Source organism: Tateyamaria omphalii, assembly GCF_001969365.1.
Taxonomy (GTDB): domain Bacteria; phylum Pseudomonadota; class Alphaproteobacteria; order Rhodobacterales; family Rhodobacteraceae; genus Tateyamaria; species Tateyamaria omphalii_A.
The window spans coordinates 2773815-2788709 of record NZ_CP019312.1; the positions used below are offsets into that span (position 1 = coordinate 2773815).

Consider the following 14895-nt stretch of genomic DNA (forward strand, 5'->3'; position numbering starts at 1 on the left):
TGATGGCACGTGATCGGCATTTCGCCGAAGCGCGGCAGGTTCTTGCGCGCAATCGTCCCACACAAAACGATCACTTGCATCCATGTCAGCGGTTAGTGACGCTTTCGCATATTAGCGCATGCGGCATTAGGGCCGGAAGCGGACTTCCAACATTTTCAAATGGAGAAAACCATGCCGATTGGTGGTGTTATTCAATCAACAGTTTCCTTGTCCAGCGACGGGGGTGGCGGAGGCGGTTTCCTGTCCATCATCTCAGGTGGACCAAGCGGCTTTGCCGGTTCCGGTTCAGGCTTCTTTTCAAGCGTTGGCTTTGGCTTAGGTCAAACGTTGCAGTTGCCCGGCTATACGGTCGGCGACTTCGTCTCGGCCGCCATGGACGATGCCGCGGGTACGCCCGCTGATCCCTGGGACGAGTTTGTCCTTAATGATCCGCCGAAGGACGCCGAAATCAATTACGACCCGGAAACAAACTCGGCAACCTACTCGGTCTATGATCCATTCACCGGGGTTACGGACGTCTATAGCTACGGTGCGGACAGCGCCTTTTCTTTTCAGATGTTGCCGGACAACTCCACGTTCTCCGATCTCGAAGGGCGCATTGCGCCGCAGTTTCCATCCGGCGGGGACTTTGAGATGTTTTGAAGGTGGAAGGCGCCGCGGTCTGCCGCGGCGCTCTTGCACGCGGGCTGCATGACCTCTCTGGATACGTTGGCTGAGAGCGCATCGCTCTGGCCCAGACACATCTTTGATCCAGACACGTCACCGGTGAACCGCCGATGTTCTGTTGTAAGGGCGCCGCGCTCACATCCGTTTTGTCAGTCGATGTCGTGCGCGAGGAGGGCCACCGGCGCGTCCTCGGCCCGCACGAAATCCAGCGCCGGTTTCTCGGCCACGGCGGTCAGGCGCTTGAACTCGTACCGCATCTCGCCCGCCTCTTCATCGGCAGCGACAATCAGGCATTGAAACAGGTGGATCGCCCCATCATAGAGGTCGACATACCCACGAAGATACGGCGCCGTATCGGCCAGCATGGAAAAGCCGGTCTTCCACATGCGCAGCACCGGATAAGTCTTGCCATCAACGGCAAGCCGCAGCCGCGACGCTTTTTTCAGCGACGAAAGACGCGCGCTGTCCAGGCCCGCTTGCACTTCCTTGGGTACGAATGTCGACATGGCAGTCTTTCCTTTTACCCACCCACACCGAGGATGACCCTTTAGATGAGTCGTTTCAGTTAAATTCCAATAGCATGGCGCGAGTCTTTCAGGTTGTGGCTTTCCTGTGACTCTCATCTTCTACATGCAGCTGTGCACAGGCGCAGGCATGATGCGCGCCACGATCACTTTGCGCACAAATCCGCCGCCGCTACATCAGCCTCAGAACAAGCAGGAGAAGACATATGGGCCTTTTGGTGGACGGCGTCTGGCACGACCAGTGGTACGACACGAAATCAAGCGGCGGCAAATTCCAGCGCAGCCAGGCCAAGTTCCGCAACTGGATCACTGCCGACGGACATTCGGGTCCGTCTGGTGAGGGTGGATTCAAGGCGGCCAGCGGGCGCTACCACCTCTACGTGTCCTATGCCTGTCCCTGGGCCCATCGCGCACTTGTCTTCCGCACGCTCAAGGGGCTGGAGGATCACATCACCACCTCCGTTGTGCACCCCGACATGCTCTCTGATGGCTGGACGTTTGAGGCAGACAATACGGGTGCGACTGGCGACACGCTCTATGGCCTGCCCTACGCCAGAGACATATATACAAGGGCCGATCCGCGGTTTTCGGGTCGCGTGACCGTTCCGATCCTGTGGGACAAACAGCGCGAAACCATCGTAAGCAACGAAAGCTCCGAGATCATCCGCATGTTCAATTCCGCCTTCGACGGGATCACCGGAAACACCGACGATTACTGGCCCGCGGACCTGCGCGATGCCATCGCACCCGTGAATGACCGCATCTATGACACGCTGAACAACGGCGTCTACAAGTCCGGCTTCGCCACCACGCAAGAAGCCTATGACGAGGCGGTGCATCCGCTCTTCGACACGCTCGACTGGCTGGAGGACCGCCTGTCCGGCGCGCGCTATCTGATGGGGGATCGGTTGACCGAGGCGGACTGGCGGCTCTGGACCACGCTGGTGCGGTTCGATGCGGTCTACCACCTGCATTTCAAATGCAACCGCAGGCGGCTCGTGGATTATCCCAACCTATGGGCCTACACCCGCGAGCTTTACCAGATGCCGGGCGTGGCCCAGACGGTGAACATGGACCACATCGTGCGACACTATCACTACAGCCACGAAACCATCAATCCGCACCGGATCCTGCCGATCAATCCCGTTCTGGAGTTTGACGCGCCCCACGGGCGCGAGGCGCTCAGCTGACCCCGTAATGCTCCACCATCGCGGCCAGATCCTCGGGCGGCGTGCCCGCGGGGACAAAGGCGCAGGCGTTACTGGCGTGGTTGAAGATCGACCCGTCGGAGAAGAAGGTCGTGTCGGTGACAAAGATTACCCGCGCGTTCGGATGGCGGTAGCTGGCAAAGTCCGCAACGGCCAGCGCGCTGCCCTCGTCCAGAACCAGATCCATGACGATGATGTCGGCCGCGTATTCGGACAGATGCGCCACAGCCGCGTCCTGACCGCGCACAAGCGCCACGTCCGCACCCTGCCGCGTCAAGTGCCGCTGCCACAACACCCCCAACTCCAACCGGCTTTCAACGATCAATACATTCATGGTCACTCCGAGCGGCCCAACGGACACGCCCATCCTTCTGGGCAAGATTGTCTTAACAAAGAGTTAACAGATCATGTAGTCCGTTAACGTGGGCGCTCGGACTTGAAAACTGGGCGACTTTCCGCTTTGTCCGGGCCGGATGACGCCGAAACCGACACGTCACGTACAGGAGCCTTGCATTTTGGCGCAAACACGAGATCACGGTGGCGGTCTGGATGCAGCCATCGCGCAGTATGGCGGGCGCCGATCGGACTGGATCGACCTGTCTACGGGAATTAACCCGGCGCCCTATCCCTTGCCAAACCTGTCGCAAACGGACTGGACCGCCTTGCCGGACAGGGCGGCTTCGGACCGGTTGATCGCCGCCGCGCGCACGGCCTGGAACGTGCCGGTGGGCGCCGCAATCCTCGCCACGCCCGGCGCGTCGGCGGCCATCGCACAGATCCCGCGGCTCGCGCCCAAGGGCACGGTCCACATCCCGTCCCCAACCTACAACGAACATGCCGCCAGCTTTGCCAATGCCGGCTGGACGGTGACAAACAGCGACCCCACGGCAGCGGCGCAAGTGCTGGTGCATCCCAACAATCCCGACGGAAGACATTGGAGCGCAGGGGACCTGACCGCACCGCTGCAGGTCATCGATGAAAGCTTTTGCGACGTCACCCCGGACGCCAGCCTGATCGCGCATGCAGACCGGCCCGGCACGCTGATCCTGAAAAGTTTCGGCAAGTTCTGGGGACTTGCTGGCATACGCCTTGGCTTCGTTATCGGTGATCCGGCCCTCATCGCCCGGCTGAGCGACATGCTGGGCCCCTGGCCCGTGTCCGGCATCGCCCTGAACATCGGTGCCACTGCGCTCGAAGATCAGGCCTGGGCACAGCAAACACGCGCCTCTCTGACGCAAGACGCAGACCGGCTCGACACGCTGATGCAGGCGCGCGGTGCTCAACTGGTGGGCGGCACGACGCTCTTTCGGCTCTACGATGTGGGCGACGCGGGTGTCTGGCACACCCGGCTGGCGCGCGCACATATCTGGAGCCGCGTCTTTCCCTACAGCAGCACCTGGCTGCGCCTCGGCCTGCCACCGGGGCACGCCTGGGACCGGCTCGGGGGGGCCCTGTGACCACCGGCCTGACGCTTGCGCTTGCCATGGCCCTCGACGCCCTGGCCGGAGAGCCGCGGTGGCTGTGGTCGCGCCTGCCCCACCCTGCGGTGATGATGGGGCGGGCCGTCAGCGCCCTCGACACCCGGCTGAACACCGCGCCCGGCGCACGCGCCAAAGGGATCGTGGCCATCGTCACCCTCGTCCTCGGGGCAGGCCTCATTGGCATCGGGCTTGCGCAACTCGGGTGGGCTGTCGAAGTGATCGTCGCCGCCATCCTGCTGGCGCACCGCTCTCTCATCGACCATGTCGCCGCTGTCGCGCATGGCCTGCGCCAATCCGTGGGCGAAGGGCGCCGCGCGGTCGCGATGATCGTCGGGCGGGACGTCAGCACCGCGACGACCGACCAGGTGGCCCGTGCCGGAATCGAAAGCCTGTCGGAGAATTTCAGCGACGGTGTCATCGCACCCGCATTCTGGTTCCTGATCGGCGGGCTGCCGGGCATCCTGATCTACAAGGTGGTCAACACGGCCGACAGCATGATCGGCTACCTCACACCCCGCCACGCCGCATTCGGTTGGGGGGCGGCACGGCTCGATGACCTTCTGAACTGGGTGCCTGCCCGGCTGACGGGCGGCCTGATCGCGCTGGTCGGCGGCGCAACAGGGCTTTGGGCCGCCATCCGCGCTGACGCGGCGCTCCACCGCTCGCCCAACGCCGGTTGGCCCGAAGCGGCGATGGCCCGCGCCCTCAACATAGCCCTCGCCGGACCGCGCAGCTATCACGGCCGGATGGAGGATCTGGCCTGGGTTCACCCCGACGGACGGCGCGACATCACCCCCGCCGACATTGACGCGGCCCTGCGGATCGTGTGGAAAAGCTGGGGCTTGGCCCTCGCATTCATTTTGTTGATTGGAGTATTGATTTGGATTTTTTGAAGACATTCGCTTGCGCCCTCGCCATCACCTGCCTGCCAAGCCTTGCGCTTGCGCAGTGCGGCGGCAGCTTTTCAGCGTTCAAGTCCGGCCTCAAATCCGAGGCGGTCACGCGCGGCATCGCGCCTGACACCGTCGACCGCTTCCTCGCCCCTGTCCGCCAAGACCCAAAGGTCCTGCGCGCCGACCGCGCCCAGGGCGTCTTCCAACGCCCCTTCATCGACTTTTCCCGCCGCCTGATCTCGCAAAACCGCATCGACACGGGCCGGGCCAAGGCGCGGCAATGGGACAGCGTGTTTGACCGGGTCGAACGGGACTATGGCGTGGACCGGAACGTCCTTCTGGCCTTCTGGGCGTTCGAAACGGATTACGGCGCGTTTCAGGGCGATTTCAACACCGCCAACGCACTGGTGACGCTGGCCCATGACTGCCGCAGGCCCGACCTGTTTCGCCCACAAGTCTTTGCCGCAATGCAGCTCTTCGCCGCCGGTGACTTTGAACCCGCACGCACAACCGGTGCCTGGGCAGGCGAGATCGGGATGGTGCAAATGCTGCCCGGCGACATCATCGAAAACGGTGTGGACGGGGATGGCGACGGTGCCGTCCGGCTCAAAACCTCGGCCCCCGATGCGCTGATGTCGGGCGGGAAGATGCTGCAACATTTCGGCTGGCGCGCGGGCGAGCCATGGTTGCAAGAGGTCACAGTGCCCGCGCAGATGGACTGGAGCCTGAGCGGCGTCAGCAAACCGCGCAGCATCGCCGATTGGCAGGCGATGGGCGTCCGCGCCCGCAGCGGCCAGCTTGCCACCCTGCCCGCCTCCCTGATCCTGCCGCAGGGGCACAAGGGGCCAGCCTTCCTCGCCTATCCGAATTTCGACGTGTATTTCGAATGGAACCAGTCGTTTACATACGTGCTAACCGCCGCCTATTTCGCCACCCGACTGGGCGGGGCACAGGTCTATGACGCGGGCACACCGGATGCCGGGCTGGGACCGGATCAGATGAAGCAGCTGCAGACCAGGCTACAGGCGCGCGGGCATGACGTGGGCAAGATCGACGGCATTCTAGGGGCCGGTACGCGGGCGGCTGTTCAGGCCGAACAACAGCGTTTGGGCCTGCCTGCCGATGCGTGGCCAACGCCCGCGTTGCTCAATCGGTTGTAACAGCGAATGTTTGTATTTTGGTAACGTTGGGGATATATTCAACCCATCGGAAGTTTTGTTCAGTTCAATCACCGAACAAAAGGCCCGGCAGAGCTGCTACTCTGCCGGGCCACTCTTTTTCAGGTCAAAGCCCGATCAAGAGGCGGATGGTCGTGACGCACAGTGTCATCGCTGCAATCGCGACCATCCATCTGCGGAAGTTTCTTTCCGACAGTTCAATCACCCCCTTTCACAGCCCAAGGATGGGCTGCATCGGCAAAATGCTAAGAAATGTCGAAACATTTGGTTAGAATGGGGCTCAAGGCCGCAGGGGAAACCGCTCGCCCTTCTCGGTCAGCATGACCACCCGGCCACCGTTTTCAACGTACCGATCGCAGCGCCCGAACCCGTTGCGAAAGGCGATGCAAACAGTACCGTCTGCGCCCACCTCATAGCGGCCAAACGCCGTCCCGCCGCCATTGGCATAGGTGTAGGAATACGCTCCGCCAACCGAAAACTTGGACTGCCCGTCGTCGAAAAACGTCAGCGTCTTGCCCTCGACCAACACCATGACAGCCCCCTGATCCAGCGGCGCATCGCCGCTTCGCACGGCCCAGTCGTCGGCAAAAGTCGGCGTGGCCAGCAGGACCAGAAGCAAAATCAAACGCATAACGCGACGCTAGCACGGATCGGACATACGGTCCCGTCACGTCACGGTGACCACGCTCAGGCCACCATCGTCTCCGCCTTCTTCAGATCGACCGACACAAGCTGGCTCACGCCTTGCTCCGCCATCGTCACACCAAACAGCCGGTCCATGCGCGCCATCGTCACCGCGTGGTGCGTGATGATCAGGAACCGCGTGTCGGTGCGGCGGCACATCTCGTCCAGCAGATCACAAAAGCGGGTCACGTTTGCATCATCCAGCGGCGCGTCCACCTCATCCAGCACACAGATCGGCGCCGGATTGGCCAGGAACACGGCAAAGATCAGGGCCATCGCGGTCAACGTCTGCTCACCCCCCGACAGCAGGCTCAGCGTCGACAGCTTCTTGCCCGGCGGCTGGCACATGATCTCAAGCCCCGCCTCCAGCGGGTCCTCGCTCTCGACCATAACCAGGTTCGCCTCACCCCCGCCAAAAAGATGCGTGAACAGCAGCGAAAAGTTCGAATTCACCTGCTCGAACGCCGTCAGCAACCGCTCGCGCCCCTCGCGGTTCAGGCTGGCAATGCCGCTGCGCAGGGTCTTGATCGCCTCTTCCAGATCGGCCTTCTCGCTGACCAGCGTGTCATGCTCCTCCTGCACCTCCTTGGCATCTTCCTCGGCGCGCAGGTTCACCGCACCCAGCGCATCGCGCTGCCGCTTCAACCGTCCCACTTCGGTTTCCAGCGCCTCTGCCCCCGGCATCTGATCCGGCACAACGTCCAGCGCCGTCAGCAACTGGTTTGGCGTCATCTGTTGCTCTTCCGCGATCCGTTCCGCAGCATAGGCGACCGTCTCGCGCGCCGCTTCTGCACGCGCCTCTGACCGCGCCCGCGCCTCGCGCGCCTCGGATGCCAGCCGTTCGGCCTCACGCTCGGCCAGCGTCGCATCGCGCAACGCGCCTTCGCCCTCGGACAGCGCATTCGCCGCTTCGGCCTTGCGCGCCTCGGCGCGTGCAATCTCGTCACTCAATGCCGCGCGCTTGGCGGCCAGTTCACCGGGTGCCGCCTGCGCCTCCTTCAACTCGGCCTCAGATGTCGCCTTGCGGTCGACCAGCTCCGCCGTCCGCCGCTCCGCCGTCTCCAACCGATGCTTCCAGCCGCTCACCTCCTTGGTGATTTCCTGCGCGCGCTTCACCCGCGCCTCGCCCGTGCGGCGCAAATCATCATGGGCCGACCGGCGCGACATCATGGTGATGCGCGCGGCCTCAACGGTCATGCGCAGGTCCTCGACCTCCGCCCGCGCCGCCTCCAGATCGGGCAACTCGGCCAAGGCCGCATCCGCCTCCGCCACCCGCGCGCGTGCCGCCATCGCATCCTCTTCGTGGCGGGTCACGGCCAGACCCAGCGACTCCAACCGCCCCTCGGCCAGATTGCGATCCGCCTCCGCCCGGCTCAGCGCACGGGCGGCATCGGCAACCATCCGGTCCGCCTCGCGCCGTGCATGACGGGCCATCTTGTCGGCCTCGGTCAACTCCGCCATGCGCGCCGTCAACGCCTCATGCGCCTGCCGCGCGCCATCGGCGCGCGCGGTCGCACGCTCCAACGACTGCTTCAACTCTTCCAAACGGTTCAACTGCTGCAAGCGTAAGGCCGCGGCACTCGGCGCATCCTCGGCCCAGGCGCGGAAGCCGTCCCAACGCCACACATCGCCTTCCTGCGACACCAACCGCTGGCCGGGCTGCAACAAGGGCTGCAACCGCGCCGCATCATCGGCATCAACCAACCCGATCTGCGACATCCGGCGCTGCAACACCTCCGGCACAGACACGTGCTGGGTCAGCGCGGTCACACCCTCGGGCAACGGCTGGTCCCGATCATAGGCAGGCAACACCGCCCAGCCCGATGGCCCATCCGCATCCACCTCAGGCGCGCGCAGATCATCGGCGAGCGCCGCCCCCAGCGCCTTCTCAAACCCCTGTTGCACCTGCAAACGGTCCAGGATCTGACCGCCTTCCGCCGTATCCCGCTCAACGAGTTTGGCCAGCGCACCTGCCTCGGCCCGCAGGGCATTCATCTCGCCCTCCGCCTCCGACCGTTCGGCGCGGGCATCGGCCTCGCGCGCCTGCGTCTCGGCGCGCGCCTCCTCGGCAGCGATCAGCGCGGCATCGGCGCGCGTGGCCACAGCCTCGGCCTCCGCCGCAGCCGCCTCCGCCGCCTCAAAATCCACACCGGCCTTGTCCAAGGCCGCGCGGCTCGTCGCCACGGCGGCACGCGCCTTCTCGGCCTCGGCCTCCGACTTGGCCTCGACCTTCCGGCTGTCCTCCAGCAAACGCTGGGCCGATCCATGCCGCGCCGCCAAACGCGCCACATCCTCGGTCTTGTCTGACTGGTCCCCCTCGCGGGCCTGCAGCACCTGCCCAGCCTCGCGTGCACCCTCGGCGGCGTCCGCGAGCAGCGCCTCGTGCCCCTCGCTCGCCTTGGCAATCTCGGCCGCTTCCCACTCCAGGCGCTCGATCGTTTCGCCCGCATCCCGGTTCAACCCGCCCTCGCGGTCAATATCGCGGGCCAATTGCGAAATCCGACCGGTCAGCCGCTCAATGGCTTGCTCCGCCTGTGCCTCCTGATCGGCCAGCGTGTCACGCTGCACGGCCAGACGCTGCAACACGGCCGCCGCAATCGCATCTTCTTCGCGCAACGGTGGCAACGCATCCTCGGCCGTCACCCGCGCCTTGGCTGACACCTGCACGGCACCCTCGGCCTGCGCCGCCGCCGTGGTCCGGGCGCGCAATTCCTCGTCCGCCGCCGCCCGCGCATCATCCGCCTCGCGCCAGCGGCGGTACAAGAGCTGCCCTTCGGCCTTGCGCAGACTGTCGCCAATCTCGCGATACCGTGCCGCTTGCCGGGCCTGCCGGGCCAATTGCGCCAACTGCGCCGCCAACTGCTCGATCACGTCATCGACGCGGGCCAGGTTCTGCTCGGCCCCCTTCAGCTTCAATTCCGCCTCGTGCCGCCGCTGATACAGGCCGGAAATCCCCGCTGCCTCTTCCAGAATCCGACGCCGGTTCTTGGGCTTGGCGTTGATCAGTTCCGCGATCTGCCCCTGCCGCACCAGCGCAGGCGAATGCGCACCCGTTGACGCATCGGCAAACAGCATCTGCACATCGCGCGCCCGCACATCCTTGCCATTGGTCTTGTAGGCGCTGCCCACATCGCGCGTGATGCGGCGCACGATCTCAAGCGCGTCCTGATCGTTAAAGCCCGCGGGCGCCAACCGCTCGGAATTGTCGATATGCAGGCTCACCTCGGCAAAGTTGCGAGCGGGCCGGGTCGCGGCCCCGGCAAAGATCACGTCCTCCATCCCGCCGCCGCGCATCGCCGTGGGGCGGTTCTCGCCCATCACCCAGCGCAAGGCTTCCAGCAGGTTCGACTTGCCACAGCCATTGGGGCCCACCACGCCGGTCAGCCCGTCCGCGATGATCAAATCGGTCGGATCGACAAAGGATTTAAAGCCGGTCAGTCGGAGTTTGGAAAAGCGCACGCGGCCCCCAAAGTGAGTCTGGTTGGGGTGCAATGGTGGACGCCGTCGGGCGGCACTGTCAACGCCGCACCCCTACAATCGGGGTTTTGGGCAGATTTATCCACAAGATATTGCGGCCAAGCGGCTCAGATCAGGTCGCAATCCACATCAAGGACCAGTTCATTCGTGGCCGGGCTGACATAGCTGTCAATCGTGTGGCAACTGTACTCACCCTGCGGTTTCAGCCGGTCAATAGGCGGACCACCCTTGCCGCAATCCAGGATCCCCGTCGCCAGCGCCTGATCCCCGCGCACCTCTTTGACGGTGCAGCCGCTCACCATCTCCATCGCCTTGGCGGCACGGGCCTTGATGGGGCCAAAACGCGGCGCGTATTCCATGTTGGTGCGCAACGCCTCCGCCAGCCGACCATTGACGCGCACATCAAAGGTGGACCCCTCGACCGTCACCGTCGTCGCGGGTAGGCCGCGAAAATGGGGGCCTGCGGTATTGCAGGCGGCAAGGACAAGACAGGCGAGCAGGACAAAACGCATGCAGACAGAAAGCGGCATCTTGATTAACAACTGGTGAACGCGGTCCACCGCACGGTGCATTAATCCTGGCACGCCGGGGCATCATCGGTGCACGGGTTGTGCACAGGGTGTGTACGGGCTGTGCATGCCGGTTTTGCCGTCAATCTCCATGAAAACAAGGTAAACGCGGGCCGCGACTCACACGCTGCCCTGTCCGATTGCACGCCCGGCACATTGGTCATATGATTTTACCAATCCGACCGGAGAGACCATGCCCTTTCGCCCCGTCCAGCCCGACAAACTGTCCGCCGCCGTCATTCGGCAGATCGAACAATTGATCCTGCGCGGCATCCTGCGACCGGGCGAACGGCTGCCCCCGGAACGCGACCTGGCCGAGCGCATGGGCGTCTCCCGCCCCTCCCTGCGCGACGCCATCGCGACCCTTCAGGACACCGGCCTCTTGATGGCCAAACCGGGCGCCGGCGTCTATGTGGCCGACGTGCTTGGATCGGCCTTTGCCCCTGCTTTAACTGAACTTTTTGCCCGCCATGACGAGGCGGTGTTCGACTATCTCAGCTTCCGCCGCGACATGGAGGGGCTCGCCGCCGAACGGGCCGCGCGCCTCGCCTCCGACACCGATCTGGCGGTGGTGCAAAAGGTGTTCGAAAAGATGGAAGCCGCCCACCCCAAGCGCAACGGAGAGGAAGAGGCACAGCTCGACGCGCAGTTCCACATGGCCATCATCGAGGCGAGCCACAACGTCATCATGCTCCACATGATGCGGTCGATGTACCAGCTCTTACGAGATGGTGTGTTCTACAACCGTCAGGTCATGTTCAAGCAACGCACCACGCGGCAGGCGCTGTTGGACCAGCACCGCCAGATCAACGACGCGCTCCAGACCCGCGACCCCGACGCCGCACGCGCGGCTGTCCACGCCCATCTCGACTATGTCGAACGGGCGCTCAGGGACCAGCAAAAGGCCGAACATAACGAGGAAATCGCGCGCCAACGGCTCGATCACGAAACGTCCGCCTGATCACCCCATCTTGCCCTCGATGAACGCCCGCGCCTCGGGTGTTGCGGGGGCTGTGAACATCGCTTCGGTGTCCTGCACCTCAAGCAATTTCCCCAAGTGGAAATAGGCGACCCGGTCCGCAATGCGGCGCGCCTGCGCCATCGAATGGGTGATGATGACGATGGCCTGATCCTGCTTCAGTTCCAGCAGTAGATCCTCGATCCGGGCGGTGGCGATCGGGTCGATGGACCCCGTGGGCTCGTCCATCAACAGCACATCCGGCTGCGTCGCCAGCGCGCGGGCGATGCACAACCGCTGCTGCTGCCCGCCAGACAGGTCCGTGCCAGATTTCTTGTACAGATGCTCTTCCACTTCGTCCCATAGGCCCGCACGGCTAAGGCACTGTTTCACATGCTCTTTCAGCGCCTGCCGGTTCGGCGTCAACCCATGCAGACGCGCCGCATAAGCGACGTTTTCATAGATCGACGTGGGAAATGGATTGGGCTTCTGCGCCACCCAGCCAAAGCGGCGGCGGTGCAGCGGCGGGTCGACATCGGGGCCGTTGATATCCTCGCCCTCCATCAGGATCGTGCCGCAGGTCCGCACGCCGCGCGTGTCGTCGTGCATACGGTTCAAGCACTTCAGCGCCGTGGATTTCCCGCACCCGGAGGGGCCGATAAAGGCGAGGATCTCGTTTGAATAAAGGTCGAAACTGACATCATCCAGCGCCTGCTTGTCACCATAATGCAGCGACAGGTTCCGGACCGTCATGATCGGTGGGCTGTTGCGCCCTTGGCTGGCAGAGGGCGTCACCTTGGTCGTTTGGGCGTCGAACATTGAAAACCTCGCAGGGGCTGAAAGACAGAGCGTTCCCCAACGCCTACTGCGCGGCGGAGCGGGGCAATTTGATCCATGCCAAGCCAGTGGAAAACTTCACAAAAGCTTCACAAACGAAGAACCCCGGCGCGGGGCCGGGGTTCAGAATTTTCACAACGATACGAAGCGTTTAGTGAAGGCGCGCCTCTACCTCCGCGATAGCGTCGTCGATCAGCTTATTGCCGTCAGCGGCCGTCATCTGTTGGGCAATCACCTCACGCGCGGCCTGAACGGCCACGACGGCGGCGGTGTCGCGCACCTCTTTGACGGCGCTGGCTTCGGCCGACGCGATCTGGTCGGTTGCCGCAGCAAGGCGCCGCTCGATCGAGGTTTTCAGATCGGCACGTGCCTGATCAGCAGCCGCTTCCGCGTCCTTCTTCGCCTGTGCAACGATCTTGTCCGCCTGCGCCTGCACCTCTTTCTGCTTGCGCTCGTACGAGGCCAGCAAGGTTTGCGCCTCTTCGCGCAGGGCGCGGGCTTCGTTGATCTCGGACTGGATGCCGCTTGCGCGGTCGTCCAGCATTTTCGAGACCATGCCGGGCACCTTGAAGTAGAACAGCACGCCGATGAACAGGATGAAGGCAATCGCGACGATGAAGTCGGTGTTGCTCAGCTTCCAGAACTCCGCCGAAAACGGGTTCTTCGATGCGGCCATGGCCGGACCTGCAGCGACGACGGCGATAGATGTAAGGGTCAGAAAACGCATGACTTATCCTTTCATCCGGTCGTTGACGGCGGCGGTGATCGCCTTGGCATCAGCCTTGCCGCCCATCAGGGCCACGATGTCCTGCGCCGCATCCTTGGCCACTTCCTTGACGGCTTCCTGCGCCCCAGCGCGAATGTCGGCGATGGCCTTTTCGCTTTCGGCAGCCTTGGCCGCGATCTCTGCATCCGCCTTTTCGATGGCGACGTCGAGGTCGGCTTGAATGGCTGCCTTCGTCTCGCCCGCGATGCGCTGCGCTTCGGCACGGGCATCGGCCAGCGCCTTGTCATAGGCCGCCTCGGCCGCCTCCGCCTTGGCCTTGAGGTCCTCGGCCGCGGCGATGTCATTCGTGATGGTCCCCTGCCGTTCGGCAAGGATGGCTGCGATCCGCGGCAGGGCCACGCGCGACAGCACAAAGTAGATCGCCAGAAGGGCGAGCACGAGCCAGAAGATCTGGTTGCCGAACGTATCGATGTTCAGCTGCGGCATGCCCGGAGGGGCGCCTGCTGCAACCTCAGCGGCTGCGTTGGTATCGGTTGCCATGTCGGTCGTTCCCCTGAGTGGACCCTGCGTGCAGGGCCGAATTGCGAGCCGTTACATCGGGCAGCGTAACCATATCACGCCGCCCGACCGTAAGGAATGTCGCCAGAGAAGCTTAGACGGCGAACATCAGCAGCAGAGCGACGAGGAACGAAAAGATCCCCAGGGCTTCTGCAAAGGCGATGCCGATGAACAGGGTCGCGGTCTGACCGGCGGCTGCCGACGGGTTGCGCAGGGCGCCCGCGAGGAAGTTGCCAGCCACGTGGCCCACACCGATTGCGGCTGCGCCGGAACCGATTGCTGCCAGACCTGCGCCGATATGTGCGAGTTCACCTTCCATGAGAATTCTCCTTACGATTGGAAGTTGGTGTTTGGTCGGGCGGAGGACACCTCCGCCTTACATTAGTGATGCGGGTGCAGTGCGTCCTTGAGATACACGCATGTGAGGATCGTGAAGACGTAGGCCTGAATGGCCGACACCAGCACCTCGAGGCCGTAGATCGCCATCACACCGATAATGGCGATGGGCGCGATCGCCGCGACTTGGGCAAAGCCAGCGAACACTTTCAGAACCGCGTGGCCCGCCATCATGTTGCCTGCCAGACGAATAGAGTGGCTGACGGGGCGCACGAAATAGGAAATGATCTCGATCACGGCCAGAACGGGGCGCAGCGGCAGCGGCGCGCTCGACACCCAGAACAGGCCCAGAAACGAGGCCCCGTTCTTGACAAAGCCCAGAACCGTCACGGCAATGAACACGCCAAAACCCAGAACGGCAGTGACGGCAATATGCGAGGTCGTGGTGAACGACATCGGGATCAGGCCCAGAAAGTTTGCACAGAGGATGAACATGAACAGCGTCATGATATAGGGGAAATACTTGATCCCGTCCTTGCCGGTCACATCCTCGACCATCTTGTAGACAAAGCCGTACATCAGCTCGGCAATCGACTGGCCGCGGCCCGGCACTGTTTCACGCTTGGACGTGGTCAGGACCATCAGGCCGATGATCGCCAGCACGGCGAGAGCCAGCCAAAGCGTCACGTTGGTGATCGTGAACATGTGGATGTCCGACCCGCCAAACAGCGGTTTCACTTCAAACTGATCCATAGGCTTGAAGGACAGCCCACCACCACTTGTTGCTTCGTCTGCCATC

16 protein-coding genes are annotated in these 14895 nt (G+C 63.4%); 6 read left to right on the forward strand and 10 right to left on the reverse strand.

Annotated elements, in window-relative coordinates; genetic code table 11:
- The first annotated feature begins 159 nt into the window (after window positions 1-159).
- The gene (locus tag BWR18_RS13785; protein ID WP_076629044.1) at window positions 160-642 is read left to right on the forward strand and encodes a hypothetical protein; all 483 of its coding nucleotides are present in this window, start codon (window positions 160-162) and stop codon (window positions 640-642) included.
- Between the two features lie 173 nt (window positions 643-815).
- Here the strand turns inward: BWR18_RS13785 and BWR18_RS13790 are convergent, their stop codons facing one another.
- Window positions 816-1172, reverse strand: a complete 357-nt coding sequence (locus tag BWR18_RS13790; RefSeq protein ID WP_076629046.1) for a hypothetical protein — start codon at window positions 1170-1172, stop codon at window positions 816-818.
- 224 nt (window positions 1173-1396) lie between these two features.
- Here BWR18_RS13790 and BWR18_RS13795 point away from each other — a divergent pair, with 224 nt between their 5' ends.
- Entirely contained in the window at window positions 1397-2380 is a 984-nt protein-coding gene (locus BWR18_RS13795) for a glutathione S-transferase family protein (protein ID WP_076629047.1), read from the forward strand.
- On the opposite strand, the gene BWR18_RS13800 is transcribed toward BWR18_RS13795, so the two are convergent.
- Window positions 2373-2732, reverse strand: a complete 360-nt coding sequence (locus BWR18_RS13800; protein ID WP_076630318.1) for a response regulator transcription factor — start codon at window positions 2730-2732, stop codon at window positions 2373-2375. The genes BWR18_RS13795 and BWR18_RS13800 overlap by 8 nt on opposite strands.
- Before the next feature lie 139 nt (window positions 2733-2871).
- Between BWR18_RS13800 and cobD the strand changes: the two genes are divergently transcribed.
- The 3 genes from cobD to BWR18_RS13815 are packed head-to-tail and all read left to right on the forward strand — an operon-like array spanning window position 2872 to window position 5932.
- A complete protein-coding gene (cobD, locus tag BWR18_RS13805; protein WP_076629049.1) occupies window positions 2872-3855 on the forward strand; it encodes a threonine-phosphate decarboxylase CobD in 984 nt (327 codons plus the stop codon).
- Entirely contained in the window at window positions 3852-4772 is a 921-nt protein-coding gene (gene cbiB, locus BWR18_RS13810) for an adenosylcobinamide-phosphate synthase CbiB (RefSeq protein WP_076629051.1), read from the forward strand. The genes cobD and cbiB overlap by 4 nt, the downstream gene beginning before the upstream one ends.
- Entirely contained in the window at window positions 4769-5932 is a 1164-nt protein-coding gene (locus tag BWR18_RS13815; RefSeq protein ID WP_076629052.1) for a lytic murein transglycosylase, read from the forward strand. The genes cbiB and BWR18_RS13815 overlap by 4 nt, the downstream gene beginning before the upstream one ends.
- A gap of 298 nt (window positions 5933-6230) precedes the next feature.
- On the opposite strand, the gene BWR18_RS13820 is transcribed toward BWR18_RS13815, so the two are convergent.
- The 3 genes from BWR18_RS13820 to BWR18_RS13830 all read right to left on the reverse strand — a co-directional run bounded on the left by BWR18_RS13820 (window position 6231) and on the right by BWR18_RS13830 (window position 10623).
- Window positions 6231-6581 (reverse strand): hypothetical protein, encoded by a 351-nt coding sequence (locus BWR18_RS13820; RefSeq protein WP_076629054.1) that lies wholly within the window; start codon window positions 6579-6581, stop codon window positions 6231-6233.
- A 56-nt stretch (window positions 6582-6637) separates the two neighbouring features.
- The gene (smc, locus tag BWR18_RS13825; protein WP_076629056.1) at window positions 6638-10093 is read right to left on the reverse strand and encodes a chromosome segregation protein SMC; all 3456 of its coding nucleotides are present in this window, start codon (window positions 10091-10093) and stop codon (window positions 6638-6640) included.
- Window positions 10094-10218: 125 nt separating this feature from the next.
- Entirely contained in the window at window positions 10219-10623 is a 405-nt protein-coding gene (locus BWR18_RS13830; protein WP_254684863.1) for a hypothetical protein, read from the reverse strand.
- 250 nt (window positions 10624-10873) lie between these two features.
- Here BWR18_RS13830 and BWR18_RS13835 point away from each other — a divergent pair, with 250 nt between their 5' ends.
- Window positions 10874-11641, forward strand: a complete 768-nt coding sequence (locus BWR18_RS13835; RefSeq protein WP_076629058.1) for a FadR/GntR family transcriptional regulator — start codon at window positions 10874-10876, stop codon at window positions 11639-11641.
- Here the strand turns inward: BWR18_RS13835 and BWR18_RS13840 are convergent, their stop codons facing one another.
- The 5 genes from BWR18_RS13840 to BWR18_RS13860 all read right to left on the reverse strand — a co-directional run bounded on the left by BWR18_RS13840 (window position 11642) and on the right by BWR18_RS13860 (window position 14894).
- Complete coding sequence (locus BWR18_RS13840) at window positions 11642-12457, reverse strand: phosphate ABC transporter ATP-binding protein (RefSeq protein WP_076629060.1); 816 nt, start codon at window positions 12455-12457, stop codon at window positions 11642-11644. It lies immediately after the preceding gene.
- Window positions 12458-12626: 169 nt separating this feature from the next.
- A complete protein-coding gene (locus BWR18_RS13845; protein WP_076629062.1) occupies window positions 12627-13202 on the reverse strand; it encodes a F0F1 ATP synthase subunit B in 576 nt (191 codons plus the stop codon).
- A 3-nt stretch (window positions 13203-13205) separates the two neighbouring features.
- Window positions 13206-13742 carry a F0F1 ATP synthase subunit B' gene (locus BWR18_RS13850; protein WP_076629064.1) on the reverse strand — a complete coding sequence of 179 codons (537 nt, stop codon included), beginning with the start codon at window positions 13740-13742 and terminating at the stop codon, window positions 13206-13208.
- 112 nt (window positions 13743-13854) lie between these two features.
- Window positions 13855-14079 (reverse strand): F0F1 ATP synthase subunit C, encoded by a 225-nt coding sequence (locus BWR18_RS13855; protein WP_015496525.1) that lies wholly within the window; start codon window positions 14077-14079, stop codon window positions 13855-13857.
- A gap of 62 nt (window positions 14080-14141) precedes the next feature.
- Window positions 14142-14894 (reverse strand): F0F1 ATP synthase subunit A, encoded by a 753-nt coding sequence (locus BWR18_RS13860; RefSeq protein ID WP_076629066.1) that lies wholly within the window; start codon window positions 14892-14894, stop codon window positions 14142-14144.
- Window position 14895 lies beyond the last annotated feature (1 nt).

Excerpts from the sequence above, each read along its gene's own strand:
- BWR18_RS13785 (WP_076629044.1), top strand. The coding sequence starts at position 160 with ATGGAGAAAACCATGCCGATTGGTGGTGTTATTCAATCAACAGTTTCC.
- BWR18_RS13790 (WP_076629046.1), bottom strand. The coding sequence starts at position 1,172 with ATGTCGACATTCGTACCCAAGGAAGTGCAAGCGGGCCTGGACAGCGCG.
- BWR18_RS13795 (WP_076629047.1), top strand. The coding sequence starts at position 1,397 with ATGGGCCTTTTGGTGGACGGCGTCTGGCACGACCAGTGGTACGACACG.
- BWR18_RS13800 (WP_076630318.1), bottom strand. The coding sequence starts at position 2,732 with ATGAATGTATTGATCGTTGAAAGCCGGTTGGAGTTGGGGGTGTTGTGG.
- cobD (WP_076629049.1), top strand. The coding sequence starts at position 2,872 with ATGACGCCGAAACCGACACGTCACGTACAGGAGCCTTGCATTTTGGCG.
- BWR18_RS13820 (WP_076629054.1), bottom strand. The coding sequence starts at position 6,581 with ATGCGTTTGATTTTGCTTCTGGTCCTGCTGGCCACGCCGACTTTTGCC.
- BWR18_RS13830 (WP_254684863.1), bottom strand. The coding sequence starts at position 10,623 with ATGCGTTTTGTCCTGCTCGCCTGTCTTGTCCTTGCCGCCTGCAATACC.
- BWR18_RS13835 (WP_076629058.1), top strand. The coding sequence starts at position 10,874 with ATGCCCTTTCGCCCCGTCCAGCCCGACAAACTGTCCGCCGCCGTCATT.
- BWR18_RS13840 (WP_076629060.1), bottom strand. The coding sequence starts at position 12,457 with ATGTTCGACGCCCAAACGACCAAGGTGACGCCCTCTGCCAGCCAAGGG.
- BWR18_RS13845 (WP_076629062.1), bottom strand. The coding sequence starts at position 13,202 with ATGCGTTTTCTGACCCTTACATCTATCGCCGTCGTCGCTGCAGGTCCG.
- BWR18_RS13850 (WP_076629064.1), bottom strand. The coding sequence starts at position 13,742 with ATGGCAACCGATACCAACGCAGCCGCTGAGGTTGCAGCAGGCGCCCCT.
- BWR18_RS13855 (WP_015496525.1), bottom strand. The coding sequence starts at position 14,079 with ATGGAAGGTGAACTCGCACATATCGGCGCAGGTCTGGCAGCAATCGGT.
- BWR18_RS13860 (WP_076629066.1), bottom strand. The coding sequence starts at position 14,894 with ATGGCAGACGAAGCAACAAGTGGTGGTGGGCTGTCCTTCAAGCCTATG.